Consider the following 12,590-nt stretch of genomic DNA (forward strand, 5'->3'; position numbering starts at 1 on the left):
GACGCGCCGCCTTTACTGGAAACTGGACAGGACGGCGTTCAGCGCGCGCTGGTCGATCTGCGGGTTGGCCCGGATCTGGGCATCGCGGCCGAACGCCTGGAAAAGTGCTTCCGCGAGGGCCTGGTCGAGCTGCGCGCCGATGGCTTCCTGCATCGCGGTCAGGTCCGGTGTCTGCGCGGGCGGCAGGATATCGTCCAGCCGGACGATCGTGACGGCGCCATCCGCCGCAACGACGCGCAACTCGCCCTTGTCCATCTCGAAAACCTCGGACATGAATCCCGGCGGGGTTCCGTCCACGAAGGCGGTGCGGGTCAGGCCATTCTCGACGCGGAAGCCCAACCCGGTCTCGGTGAAGTCGCCATCGGCGCCGAGACCGGCGATCACCGTTTCGGCCTGTGCCTTCAGCGCGGTTTCGGTCTGATCGAGTGTCCAGGCCTCGGCAACCGCGTCCCGCGCCTGTTCAAAGGGTTCGGGTCGCGGCGGCAGCACGGAATCCAGCCGCAGTGCGAAGAGGCTGCCATCCTCGGCAAAAGCGACGGCGGGAAAATCTTCGGTCGTGACATCCGCGGCTGCGCTGCGGAACTCCTCGTAGGCGACGACGCCTTCCAGCGAGTCGGCCGTCCAGTCGATCTTGCCCAGTTCAAGACCGCTTTCGCTCGCCAGTTCTTCGAGCGTGGCGCCACCGGCCAGCAGGTCGTCCAGGTTGCCCGCGCGGGTTTCGATCAGGCGGCGCGCCCGGTCCGTTGCCAGTTCGGCGCGCAGTTCCGGTTCCGCGTCCTCAAACGGCGTCACCCTTTCGGCCAGCTTGCCATTGACCCGAAAGAGCGCCGGACCCACCGGGGACGGCAGCGGGCCGACCACATCGCCGACCTCGGCGGCGAACACGCCCTCGGCGGCATCGCCCAGGTCCTCGCGGGTGACATCGCCCAGATCGATATCGGTCAGGGACAGGCCGCGCTGATCGACCAGCGTTTCGAAGGTGGTGCCATTGACGTCCAGTTGCGCCTTGGCGCTGGATGCGGCGGCGATGTCGTTGAACACCAGCCGTTCGACTAGGCGGCGTTCCGGCAGGTTGTATTCGGCGCTGCGTTCCTGGTAGCGGTCGCGAAGCGCGGCCTCGTCTACCTCGACCTCGTCCAGGACCATCTCCGGCGTCAGCAGGACATAGGTGATCTGCTTCGTCTCCGGCAGGGTGAAATCGTCCGGATTGGCATCGTAATACGCCTTCAGGTCGGCGGGGGTCGGTGCCGGGACCGGCGCCTGCAAATCCTCGGCGGTCATCCGCGCCCAGGTGAAATTGCGCCGCGCGCCGATATAGTCGGACAGCGTGTCGGTCAGGACCGCCGGCATCTTCGTGCCCGAGACAATCGCGCCCTGCACCAGCGTGCGGGCGGTTTCGGCACGCAACTGGGATTCGAACTCGGCTTCGCTCATCCCGGCCTGATTGAGCGCGAAGCCATAGCTTTCGCGGTCGAACTGGCCGTTCAATCCGCGAAAGGCGGGTATTTCAAGGATCTCGCGTTGCAGGTTCTCGTCCCCGATCGAGACGCCGAGATTGGCCACCTCGTTGTCGAGCGCCGCCAGCGCCACGAGCCGGGACAGCACGGCCTGATCCAGCCCCAGCGTCTGAACCCGGGACATGGGCATGGGCTGGCCGGTCTGGGCTTCGATGCCGCGGATTTCGCGTTGCAGTTCACGGGCATAGGCATCGACGGAAATCGCCTGATCCCCGACATGTCCGACCGTGCGGATCGTGCCGCTGAGATTGGTGGCGCCGAACCCGGCCAGACCGACGATCAGCAGTGCCAGAATGATCCAGACGGCGGTCTTGGACAAGTTCTTGAAGCCTAAGGCCATGATGCCCCCTTGTTGGCGGTGCGCGATTGCGGCCTTGTCTACGACGCGGGGTCGGAGGGGGCAAGACGGGTTCAGGCGGTGACATCCGCCAATCGGTCAAAAAGGGTCCCGATCCCCGGACGGTCGAGATTGGCGAAGGCGATCCGCAGGTGCCGCTGGCCGGCGGCATCGCCGGCGGGGGCGAACATCGTGGCCGGCAGGGCGAGGATGCCGGCATTGCGCACCAGCGATTTCGCGAGCTGGTCGGACGGGATGTCGAACGGATGCTGCACATAGGCGAAATAGGCGCCGAGCCCTTTCAGCGACCAGCCCCGCGCCGCCAGCGCAGGGAAGCCATCCCGGATCGCGCCGCGCCGCGCCAGGATCTCGTCGCGTTCGCCGGCGAGCCAGTCGCCGAGGTTGCGCAGCCCCCAGAGAGCGGCGTGCTGTCCGATCTGGGCGGGGCAGATGGTCACGGTGTCGAGGAACTTCTCGGCTTCTTCCAGCAGGTCCGGCGCGGCCACCAGCGCCCCGACCCGGTGGCCGGTCAGCCGGTAGGCCTTGGAAAAGGAATAGAGATGCACCAGCGTGTCGTCCCAGTCGGGATCGGTGAACAGGTCGTGGGGCGCGCCATCGCGGCTGTCAAAATCGCGGTAGGTTTCATCGACCAGCAGCTTGAGGCCACGTGACCGGGCCAGATCGAAGAAGGCGCGCAGCAGACCGGCCGGATATTCCGCGCCCGTCGGGTTGTTGGGGCTGACAAGAACGATGGCGCGGGTGCGATCGGTGATCAGGGCCGCGGCCTGATCCGGGTCGGGCAGCATGTCGGTCTGCACCGGAAGCGGGACGGCGCGCACGCCGGTCATGTCCAGCCACATCTTGTGATTGAAATACCACGGCGTCGGGAGAATGACCTCGTCGCCCTGGTCGGTCAGGCTGGCCAGGGCTGCGGCAAAGGCCTGGTTGCAGCCCGAGGTAATGCAGACCTGGGTGCGGGATACGGACCCGCCATAGCGCCTGCTGCACCCGGCCGCCAGTTCCTCGCGCAGGGCCGGAAGGCCCAGGACCGGCCCATAGAAATGCGCGGAATCGTTCGTCAGGATCAGATCGGCCAGCGCTTCGCGCAGGGCAGGCGGCGGCGGCGCGACGGGCGCGGCCTGGGACACCAGGATCAGCGGTCGGTTCGCCGGGTGCGTCACGCCCTCGAGCCAGCCGAAGGTTTCGGTGATCGGTGATTGGAAGGTCGATCGGGTGCGGGTCATGCTGGTTTCCGGAAACCGTTGAAAGGGGGGGCGTTCTGGGGCTTTTGGGTGGGGACGGCGCGGCCGGGCGGGAAACCGTCAGTCCGTGCCGCGGTAGGGTTCGACATATTGCAGCGCCATGTCCCAAGGGAAAAAGATCCAGGTGTCCTGGCTCACTTCGGTGATGAAGGTATCGACCTGCGGGCGGCCCTTGGGCTTCGCGTAGACCGTCGCGAAATGCGCCTTGGGGAACATGGCGCGCACCACTTCCAGGGTCTTGCCGCTGTCCACAAGATCATCGACGATCAATATGCCGGTGCCGTCGCCCATCAGCGCCGTGTCCGGCGATTTCAGCACCTTGGCTTCGGACTGGGCCTGGTGGTCATAGGACTTGATGCTGATCGTATCAACGGTCCGGATGTCGAGTTCGCGGCTGACGATCATTGCCGGGGCCATGCCGCCGCGTGTGATTGCGACCACCGCGCGCCACGCCCCGTTGTCCGGTCCCTGACCGTCCAGCCGCCAGGCGAGCGCCCGGCTGTCGCGGTGGATCTGGTCCCAGCTGATGTGAAAGCCCTTTTCGTGGGGAAGGCGGTCGGTCATGGCTTGTCCCTTTCGGATCAACGCTGAAGCAGGAGCCGCAGGCCGAGCGCACCCAGAACGGCGGCGGCGATGCGGTCGAGAACGGGTTTCGCGGCGAGATAGCGGCGGCGCACCGGGCCGGTGGACAGCAGCACCGCCAGGAGCGGCTGCACGGCAAGTTCGACCGCCAGGTGGTTCAGGAAGATCACCGCCTTGTCACCGGCGCTCAGCTGCGGCGGAAAGATGACCAGAAGCACGGCGGCGGCGAAGATCACCGATTTCGGATTGCCGAGATTGATCAGCAGGCCCTGAAGGAACATCCTGCGGCCGGAAGGCGCGTGACTGTCCGCCAGCGCCCTGTCGGCGCCTCGCCACATGGTCCAGGCGATGTACAGCAGATAGGCGGCGCCCAATGTCTTGAGCAGGACATAGGCCCAGGGAAAGACCGTGAACAGACCTTGCAGGCCGAGCAGGGCCATCAGGGTCCAGAGTGCGGCCATGACGGCAAGCCCGGCGGCGGCCGCGACCCCCGCACGCCGGCCGAATGCCATTGAACTGCGGGTCAGGAACAGGAGCGATGGGCCGGGGCTGGCGATGGCCGCCAACAGGGCGATGTTGAAGGCGATGAGATGTGCCGGCTCCATCGGGGCGTCAGCCCTTGCTCATGTCCGGCGCGTCCACGGCTTTCATGCCGACGACGTGGTATCCCGCGTCCACATGGAGCACTTCGCCGGTGGTTCCCGCGCCCAGGTCGGACAACAGGTAGAGCGCCGATCCGCCGACGTCGTCGATGGTCACGTTGCGCCGGAGCGGGGAATTGTATTCGTTCCACTTCATGATGTAGCGGAAGTCGCCGATGCCGCTGGCGGCCAGCGTCTTGATCGGCCCGGCGGAAATCGCGTTGACGCGGATACCGTCCTTGCCGAGATCTTCGGCCAGGTAGCGCACCGACGCTTCCAGCGCCGCCTTGGCGACGCCCATCACGTTGTAATGCGGCATGACCCGTTCCGCGCCGTAATAGCTGAGGGTGAGACAGGAGCCGCCGCGGGTCATCATCTTTTCCGCCCGCTGCACCACGGCGGTGAAGGAATAGACCGATATGTCCATGGACAGGGCGAAATTGGCGCGGCTGGTGTCCACATAGCGCCCGCGCAGTTCGTTCTTGTCCGAGAACCCGATGGCGTGGACCACGAAATCCAGTGTGTCCCAATGCTGCTTCAACCCGTCGAACAGCGCGTCGATGGAGCCTTCGTCGCCGACATCGCAGGGCAGGACGATGTTGCTCCCCAGTTGCGATGCCAACGGATCGACGCGTTTCTTCAGGGCGTCGCCCTGATAGGAAAAGGCCAGTTCCGCCCCGGCATCCGCTAGCGCCCTGGCGATGCCCCAGGCGATGGATTTGTCGTTGGCCAGACCCATGATCAGGCCGCGCTTCCCGGCCATAAGCTGATTAGACATCGTGTTCATCGCCCCTCGTCGCGTTTTGATCATTTCCTTTAGGCGATTGGCACGACCGCCACAAGTGCGGTGCGGGCGCTCGGGACGGACTTGCCGTGGCCCGTGTCGCGGCCTAGTCTGACTTGTCGGGCATTGGGAGGCGGCATGAGCGACCGGGACGGACTTTTTGCGGGCGATGATCCATTCGAGATCGCGCGCCGGTGGCTGGCCGAGGCCGAGAAGACGGAAATCAACGATCCGAACGCGATCGCGCTGAGCACGGTGGATGCGGATGGATTGCCGAATGCGCGCATGGTCCTGCTGAAGGAAATCGAGCCCGCGGCCTTCGTCTTTTACACGAACTACAAGAGCCAGAAGGCGCAGGAGCTTGACGGAGCCGGCATGGCGGCGTTCGTGATGCACTGGAAATCGCTGCGCCGCCAGATACGGGTCAGAGGCACGATCAGCCGGGAAGACGGGCCGCAGGCGGACGCCTATTACGCGTCCCGGTCCCTGAAAAGCAGGTTGGGCGCCTGGGCATCGCAGCAGTCGCAACCGCTGGCCAGCCGGGCCGCCTTGCTGGCGGAGGTCGCGAAGGTCACGGCCCGCCACGGGCCCAACCCGCCGCGCCCGCCGTTCTGGGGGGGGTATCGTATCGCGCCGACACATATCGAGTTCTGGGCGGACGGCGCGTTCCGGTTGCACGATCGGTTCGCCTGGTCGCGCGGGACCGGCGAAGACGGCTGGCGGATAGAGCGACTCAGCCCCTGACCTTCACGTTTCGCGACAGGCAATGCGCTGAAATCGGGGGTTATTATTCGCTTGAATTTGGTGCTTAATTTAAGTCACAACTTCGTGTAACCTAAATGTAAGTTTCACCGTGGTGGTATTTTTGGCAGACGATCTCAACAGTATGTATCAGGTGCGCGGTCAGGTGAAGTGGTTTGATCCTGTCAAGGGGTTCGGTTTCGTCGTGTCCGATGACGGCGGTCCGGACATCCTGCTGCATGTGAACGTCCTGCGTAATTTCGGCCAAAGTTCGATCGCGGATGGGGCGGGGATCGAGATTGTCACGCACCGGACGGAGCGGGGGGTGCAGGCGGTGCAGATCCTGAGCGTTACGCCCCCCGGACGCGACAGTTCGCCCATCCTGACCGATTTCGCAGAGCTTGACGAAGACCTTTTGCGCAGTGCGCCACTGGAACCGGCGCGGGTGAAGTGGTTCGACAAGGGAAAGGGCTTCGGGTTCGCGAACGTGTTCGGACGGCCGGAAGATGTTTTCCTGCACATCGAAGTCCTGCGCCAGTCCGGCCTGTCCGATCTGCAACCCGGCGAAGCGATTGCGATGCGGGTCATCGACGGCAAGCGCGGACGGATGGCGACCGAAGTCGTTGCATGGGAACTGGCATTGCGCACTGACGAGGCGTGATCTTATGCGGATCGTCCTGGTTTTGGCCGCGCTTCTGACCGGCGCGAACGCCGCGCTGGCCGAATGCCGCGCCGATCAGGTGCGCCTGCGTGGCGATTGGGGCGAGACCCTGTTCACCGTCGAACTGGCGGACACGCCGCAGGAACGGTCGCGCGGGCTCATGTTCCGGGAAAGCATGCCGCGCGGAGCGGGGATGCTGTTCGTCTATGACGCGCCCCAGCAAGCCCGGTTCTGGATGAAGAACACCCTCATCGCGCTGGACATGGTCTTCATCGACAGGGGCGGCGCGGTCACGCATGTGCATCACGACGCAATACCCGGAGATCTGACCGGCATCGACGGCGGCAATGGCGTTTACGCGGTGCTGGAAATCAATGGCGGTCTTGCGCGATCCTATGGCATTGCCGCGGGCACGGTGCTGCAGCACCCGGTTTTTTCCGGCGGTCCCGCCGCATGGCCCTGTTAGGGCTTTTCAAACCGCATCCGCCCCGCTAGAGAGGCGCACGGTCCGGGGCGTGGCGCAGTCTGGTAGCGCACCTGTTTTGGGTACAGGGGGTCGTAAGTTCGAATCTTACCGTCCCGACCAGTTTCATCCAACCCAATCCGGATCATTCCGGAACACCGCCCGCGCGGGTGTAAAGCGCATCCAGCATCCGGTTCAGCCCCACGTCCGACTGGCGCACCTTCAGGGCCGGCCCCTTTTTCTGCGGCACATGCAGGAAGACCTCGTTTTCGACGATGAAGTCCGACCCGTCGGCGCGGGTCTCGAAGTGGATTACCAGTTCAGGCAGGTTTTCGGGCGTTCCGTCATAGGTCAGTATGATCGCCGCCGTCGGTTCCGGCGGCAGGAACTCACGGCATTCCACGGAACTGGGCGTCGGTCGCAAGAACGTCTGGGACGGGCTGTCGCATGCCCGCTGCAAGGCCGCGACAAGCGAGTCGGGGTAGTCTGCAAACCGGGCCTTGCCGGTCGAAGTGACCATATCTTGTGTGGTGCATGCGGAGGTTGCGATGCACAGCAGGCCGAGAATCAGCGCCGCGCGCGGGCTCAAGACCCGAAATCCTGACAAAATTGTGACACCTGTTCGATCCGTAGTTATCCCCATCTTCATGGCCGCGAGTCGCCCCAAATGGGGCGCTGCAACGCAGCAACCTGCGCTCCCGCTCCGCAATATTGCACGACAAACCCCAATGAGACAGGGACAAATCCCGAGGGGTTAAAAATGTCTTAAAATGCAGACGATACGTTAACCTTCTGTGGATGAATCGCCCTTGGGTTGAGTCGCGAAAGGACGGCGCAAAAGGTCAATAGAAAAGAGTTTCAAAACCGGCAAAAATTGCGTTGACCCGATAGGTCGCCATACGTCAAATTGTATGAGCCGGTCGCAGAGCCACTAAATCTGGTAGAAAAAGCCAGGGACGGCGACAGGGACGGAAAAGACAGAAATCGCTGAACGGTCCGCCGCGCACGTCGGGTCTACCCTTCGTTTCGAAGGGAACAGCGGGGTCGTCTTCCGCTCCAGGGCATCTTTGGGCGTCGGTGTTTCCGGCGTAGGCCCCGATCGGGGAAGTTGGAAATGCTGGAACACAGAGGCAGCGAAAATGAAAATTGAACGCAAATTCACGAAAGCAGGGCAGGACGCATACGCAGAGCTGGATTTCGTGCCGGCAACCTCGGAAATCCGCAACCCGGACGGCAAGGTCGTGTTCCGGCTGGAGAACGTCGAGATTCCGTCAGGCTGGAGCCAGGTTGCGAGCGACGTGATCGCGCAGAAGTATTTCCGCAAGGCCGGCGTTCCCGCAAAGCTCAAGCGGGTCAAGGAAAAGGATGTCCCCGAATTCCTGTGGCGGTCGGTTCCCGATGGGGATGACGTGGACATGGGCGGCGAAACGTCCTCCAAGCAGGTGTTCGACCGGCTGGCGGGCGCCTGGGCCTATTGGGGCTGGAAGGGCGGCTATTTCACCACCGAGGAAGATGCGCGGGCCTATTTCGACGAGATGCGCTACATGCTGGCGACCCAGCGCGCCGCGCCCAACAGCCCGCAGTGGTTCAACACCGGCCTGCACTGGGCCTATGGCATCGACGGCCCGGCGCAGGGGCATCACTATGTCGATCACAAGACCGGCAAGCTGACCAAGTCGACCAGCAGCTACGAGCACCCGCAGCCGCACGCCTGCTTCATCCAGGGCGTGCAGGACGACCTTGTGAACGAGGGCGGCATCATGGATCTTTGGGTGCGCGAGGCGCGCCTGTTCAAATACGGCTCCGGCACCGGCACCAATTTCAGCCACCTGCGGGGCGAAGGCGAAAAACTGTCGGGCGGCGGCAAGTCATCGGGACTCATGGGGTTCCTGAAGATCGGCGACCGCGCGGCGGGAGCGATAAAATCGGGCGGCACGACCCGTCGAGCAGCGAAGATGGTGATCGTGGACGCCGATCACCCGGATATCGAGGACTTCATCAACTGGAAGGTGCTGGAAGAACAGAAAGTCGCCAGTATCGTCGCCGGCTCCAAGATGCACGAGAAGAAGCTGAACGGGCTGTTCGAGGCGATCCGCAACTGGGATGGGGGCCAGGAAGACGCTTTCGACCCGGCAAGGAACGACGGGCTGAAGGCGGCGATCCGCGATGCCAAGCGCAACTTGATCCCCGAGACCTATATCAAGCGGGTTCTGGACTATGCGCGGCAGGGCCATACCAGCATCGAGTTCCCGACCTATGACACCGACTGGGATTCCGAAGCCTACAACAGCGTCTCGGGCCAGAATTCCAACAACTCGATCCGCGTCACCAATGCCTTCCTGACGGCGGTGGAAAAGGACGCCGACTGGGAACTGATCAACCGCACCGACGGTTCTGTCGCCAAGGTCGTGAAGGCGCGCGACCTGTGGGAGCAGGTGGGCCACGCCGCCTGGGCCTGCGCCGATCCGGGCATCCAGTATCACGACACGGTCAACGAATGGCACACCTGCCCGGAGGACGGCGCGATCCGCGGTTCCAACCCGTGCAGCGAATACATGTTCCTCGACGACACCGCCTGCAACCTGGCGTCGATGAACCTGCTGACCTTCTACGAGGATGGCAAGTTCCAGGCCGAGGACTACATGCACGCCTCCCGTCTCTGGACCGTGACGCTGGAAATCAGCGTGATGATGGCGCAATTTCCGTCCAAGGAGATCGCGCAGCTGTCTTATGACTTCCGCACGCTGGGGCTGGGCTATGCCAATATCGGCGGGCTCCTGATGAACATGGGCTACGGCTATGACAGCGACGAGGGCCGCGCGCTCTGCGGGGCGCTGACCGCGATCATGACCGGCGTCGCCTATGCCACCAGCGCCGAGATGGCGGGCGAACTGGGCGCGTTCTCCGGATACCGGCGCAACCGCGACCACATGCTGCGGGTCATCCGCAACCACCGCAACGCGGCCTATGGCGCGACCGATGGTTATGAGCAACTGGCCGTCAAGCCGGTGCCGCTGGATCACGCCAATTGCCCGGATGCGCAGCTTGTCGATCTGGCGATGTCGGCCTGGGACGAGGCGCTGGCGCTGGGCGAAAGGCACGGCTACCGCAACGCGCAGGCCACCGTGATCGCGCCGACCGGCACCATCGGGCTGGTGATGGACTGCGACACGACCGGGATCGAACCGGACTTCGCGCTGGTGAAGTTCAAGAAGCTCGCGGGCGGCGGCTATTTCAAGATCATCAACCATTCGGTTCCGGCGGCGCTCGAGAAACTCGGCTACCCCTCGGCCCAGATCGAAGAGATCGTGTCCTATGCCGTGGGCCATGGGTCCATCGGCAACGCGCCGGCCATCAACCACACCTCGCTGGCGGGCCACGGGTTCGGACCCAACGAACTGGCCAAGGTGGACGCGGCGCTGGAAAGCGCCTTCGATATCCGGTTCGTATTCAACCAGTGGACGCTGGGCGAGGAGTTCTGCACCGAGGTGCTGGGCATCCCGGCGGAAAAACTGAATGATCCGACCTTCGATCTGCTGAAATCGCTGGGTTACTCGCGCAAGGATATCGAGGCGGCGAACGATCACGTCTGCGGAACCATGACGCTGGAAGGCGCGCCGTTCCTGAAGCCGGAACATTATCCGATCTTCGATTGCGCGAACCCCTGCGGCAAGAAGGGCAAGCGGTATCTGGACGTGAACAGCCACATCACGATGATGGCCGCGGCGCAAAGCTTCATTTCCGGCGCGATCTCCAAGACGATCAACATGCCCAACGACGCCACGATCGAGGATTGTCAGAAGGCTTATGAACTGTCCTGGTCGCTGGGGGTGAAGGCCAACGCGCTCTATCGCGACGGTTCCAAGCTGAGCCAGCCGCTGGCGGCCGCGCTGGTGGAGGACGATGACGAGGCGGCGGAGGTGCTGGAAAGCGGCAGCGCGCAGGAAAAGGCGACCGTCCTGGCCGAAAAGATCGTCGAAAAGATCATCGTCAAGGAAATCGTCAAGAGCCACCGGGAAAAGATGCCCCAGCGGCGCAAGGGCTACACGCAAAAGGCCATCGTCGGCGGCCACAAGGTCTATCTGCGCACCGGCGAATACGAGGACGGCAACCTCGGCGAGATTTTCATCGACATGCACAAGGAAGGCGCCGGCTTCCGGGCGATGATGAACAACTTCGCCATCGCCGTCAGCGTCGGGCTGCAATACGGCGTGCCGCTGGAGGAATTCGTCGACGCCTTCACCTTCACCAAGTTCGAACCCGCCGGAATGGTGCAGGGCAATGACAGCATCAAGAACGCGACTTCGATCCTCGACTACGTGTTCCGCGAACTGGCGGTCAGCTATCTCGACCGCACCGATCTGGCGCATGTGAAACCCGAAGGCGCGACCTTCGATGACTTGGGGCGCGGCGAAGAGGAAGGTGTCAGCAACATCAGGGAGATGTCCGAAAGCGCCGCCAGCCGGTCGCTGGAGGTTCTGAAGCAGATCAGTTCGACCGGCTATCTGCGCAAGCGCCTGCCGCAGGAACTGGTCGTGTTCCAGGGCGGACATTCCTCTGCCGCGACGGCGCTGGCCGGTGTCGCCGATCCGTCGGCGGCTCTGCAGACGCTGGTTCCGGAGAGGACGACCGCGACGTTCTCGGCGACGACCACCACCGCCGTGGCCTCCGGCAGCGTGTCGCTGGATGCGCGGACCAAGGCAAAGATGCAGGGCTACGAAGGCGAAGCCTGCGGCGAATGCGGCAACTACACGCTGGTGCGCAACGGCACCTGCATGAAATGCAACACCTGCGGCGGAACGAGCGGGTGTAGCTGATGAAACGCAGGAGATTCCCTAACATTGGAAGTGCGCTGAAATTCGTTCCGTCAGGTTCAGATGTTCATGCACTTCGCAGTTTCAACTTCATGAACGATGGGCAACCACCGTCGGTTAAGGAGCTTGCGGAAAAACTTGGTTTTTTCGTTCACTCGAAGAAGTTGCCAAACGGTATCGCAGGATATCTCGAAACCGAGCCGTTCGCGGATAAGGGTTTTCAGATCGTCGTGAATGAGCGCAACTCGGTGACGCGGAGAAGGTGGACTGTATTGCATGAAATTGCACACTACTATCTGCATCCACGCTTCTCAGACGTGTTGGCTCAAGACGCTTATCGCGCGGACATCAGAGGATCTGCCCACTTCTACTCTACACCAGACGAAATTTTGGAAGAGCGAGAAGCAAATGAGTGGGTAGAAGCCATCGTCTTTGATCAGAACGCCTTGGAGGCTGCTGTCGTGTTTTATCAGAGAAATTTGGGCAGGCTGGCAAGACACTTTGGTGTGTCTGAAAAAACGCTTGAAATTGTGCTCAATAGACGAGGGCTGTAGTTGAAAGGATTGCGCCCCCAACCGGGCGCGTAGGGGTCGCAGGGCTGCCAACCGGTGACCGGACCCCGACGAAACGAGACGGGATGGGCCGATGGGCGGCCCGCCCCAAAACGGCAAAGGGGTGAGACTCCGCAGAAACCTTCGGTTTCCGCTCTGTCTCACTCCTCGCAAAATCGCAGATTTTGCAAGGTACAAGGGGCGGGTGCGCTCGCTCCGGACGACGTTCAGGCCGCA

The 12,590-nt window shown here is 63.1% G+C and carries 11 protein-coding genes and 1 tRNA gene; 6 read left to right on the top strand and 6 right to left on the bottom strand.

Annotation, left to right across the window (positions count from 1 at the left end):
• Positions 1 to 12 precede the first annotated feature (12 nt).
• From QO034_RS05065 to fabI, 5 genes are all read right to left on the bottom strand, one after another.
• Positions 13 to 1,857, bottom strand: a complete 1,845-nt coding sequence (locus QO034_RS05065; RefSeq protein ID WP_284484419.1) for a peptidyl-prolyl cis-trans isomerase — start codon at positions 1,855 to 1,857, stop codon at positions 13 to 15.
• Positions 1,858 to 1,928: 71 nt separating this feature from the next.
• Entirely contained in the window at positions 1,929 to 3,098 is a 1,170-nt protein-coding gene (locus QO034_RS05070) for an aminotransferase (protein WP_284484420.1), read from the bottom strand.
• Between the two features lie 78 nt (positions 3,099 to 3,176).
• Complete coding sequence (gpt, locus tag QO034_RS05075; protein ID WP_284484421.1) at positions 3,177 to 3,680, bottom strand: xanthine phosphoribosyltransferase; 504 nt, start codon at positions 3,678 to 3,680, stop codon at positions 3,177 to 3,179.
• 17 nt (positions 3,681 to 3,697) lie between these two features.
• Entirely contained in the window at positions 3,698 to 4,303 is a 606-nt protein-coding gene (locus QO034_RS05080; protein ID WP_284484422.1) for a LysE family translocator, read from the bottom strand.
• A 7-nt stretch (positions 4,304 to 4,310) separates the two neighbouring features.
• Positions 4,311 to 5,117, bottom strand: coding sequence for an enoyl-ACP reductase FabI (fabI, locus tag QO034_RS05085; protein ID WP_284484423.1), 807 nt, complete (start codon positions 5,115 to 5,117; stop codon positions 4,311 to 4,313).
• A gap of 144 nt (positions 5,118 to 5,261) precedes the next feature.
• On the opposite strand from fabI, the gene pdxH reads away from it, so the two are divergent.
• The 4 genes from pdxH (at position 5,262) to QO034_RS05105 (ending at position 7,111) form a co-directional block, all read left to right on the top strand.
• Complete coding sequence (gene pdxH / locus QO034_RS05090) at positions 5,262 to 5,867, top strand: pyridoxamine 5'-phosphate oxidase (protein WP_284484424.1); 606 nt, start codon at positions 5,262 to 5,264, stop codon at positions 5,865 to 5,867.
• A 121-nt stretch (positions 5,868 to 5,988) separates the two neighbouring features.
• Positions 5,989 to 6,525 (top strand): cold-shock protein, encoded by a 537-nt coding sequence (locus QO034_RS05095; protein WP_284484495.1) that lies wholly within the window; start codon positions 5,989 to 5,991, stop codon positions 6,523 to 6,525.
• 4 nt (positions 6,526 to 6,529) lie between these two features.
• Positions 6,530 to 6,991 carry a DUF192 domain-containing protein gene (locus QO034_RS05100; RefSeq protein ID WP_284484425.1) on the top strand — a complete coding sequence of 154 codons (462 nt, stop codon included), beginning with the start codon at positions 6,530 to 6,532 and terminating at the stop codon, positions 6,989 to 6,991.
• Between the two features lie 43 nt (positions 6,992 to 7,034).
• A tRNA-Pro gene (locus QO034_RS05105) sits at positions 7,035 to 7,111 on the top strand.
• A 22-nt stretch (positions 7,112 to 7,133) separates the two neighbouring features.
• Here QO034_RS05105 and QO034_RS05110 read toward each other — a convergent pair.
• Positions 7,134 to 7,577, bottom strand: a complete 444-nt coding sequence (locus QO034_RS05110; RefSeq protein WP_284484426.1) for a hypothetical protein — start codon at positions 7,575 to 7,577, stop codon at positions 7,134 to 7,136.
• Positions 7,578 to 8,127: 550 nt separating this feature from the next.
• Here QO034_RS05110 and QO034_RS05115 point away from each other — a divergent pair.
• Positions 8,128 to 11,805 (top strand): vitamin B12-dependent ribonucleotide reductase, encoded by a 3,678-nt coding sequence (locus QO034_RS05115; RefSeq protein WP_284484427.1) that lies wholly within the window; start codon positions 8,128 to 8,130, stop codon positions 11,803 to 11,805.
• On the top strand, positions 11,805 to 12,356 hold the full coding sequence (locus tag QO034_RS05120) for an ImmA/IrrE family metallo-endopeptidase (protein WP_284484428.1): 552 nt from the start codon (positions 11,805 to 11,807) through the stop codon (positions 12,354 to 12,356). The genes QO034_RS05115 and QO034_RS05120 overlap by 1 nt, the downstream gene beginning before the upstream one ends.
• The last annotated feature ends 234 nt before the right edge of the window (positions 12,357 to 12,590 follow it).

This window comes from Sedimentitalea xiamensis (genome assembly GCF_030164465.1).
GTDB classification, from domain to species: Bacteria; Pseudomonadota; Alphaproteobacteria; order Rhodobacterales; family Rhodobacteraceae; genus Sedimentitalea; species Sedimentitalea xiamensis.

Coding starts and splice junctions, on each gene's coding strand:
- gpt (WP_284484421.1), bottom strand. CDS start 3,680: ATGACCGACCGCCTTCCCCACGAAAAGGGCTTTCACATCAGCTGGGAC.
- QO034_RS05100 (WP_284484425.1), top strand. CDS start 6,530: ATGCGGATCGTCCTGGTTTTGGCCGCGCTTCTGACCGGCGCGAACGCC.
- QO034_RS05115 (WP_284484427.1), top strand. CDS start 8,128: ATGAAAATTGAACGCAAATTCACGAAAGCAGGGCAGGACGCATACGCA.
- QO034_RS05070 (WP_284484420.1), bottom strand. CDS start 3,098: ATGACCCGCACCCGATCGACCTTCCAATCACCGATCACCGAAACCTTC.
- fabI (WP_284484423.1), bottom strand. CDS start 5,117: ATGTCTAATCAGCTTATGGCCGGGAAGCGCGGCCTGATCATGGGTCTG.
- pdxH (WP_284484424.1), top strand. CDS start 5,262: ATGAGCGACCGGGACGGACTTTTTGCGGGCGATGATCCATTCGAGATC.
- QO034_RS05065 (WP_284484419.1), bottom strand. CDS start 1,857: ATGGCCTTAGGCTTCAAGAACTTGTCCAAGACCGCCGTCTGGATCATT.
- QO034_RS05120 (WP_284484428.1), top strand. CDS start 11,805: ATGAAACGCAGGAGATTCCCTAACATTGGAAGTGCGCTGAAATTCGTT.
- QO034_RS05080 (WP_284484422.1), bottom strand. CDS start 4,303: ATGGAGCCGGCACATCTCATCGCCTTCAACATCGCCCTGTTGGCGGCC.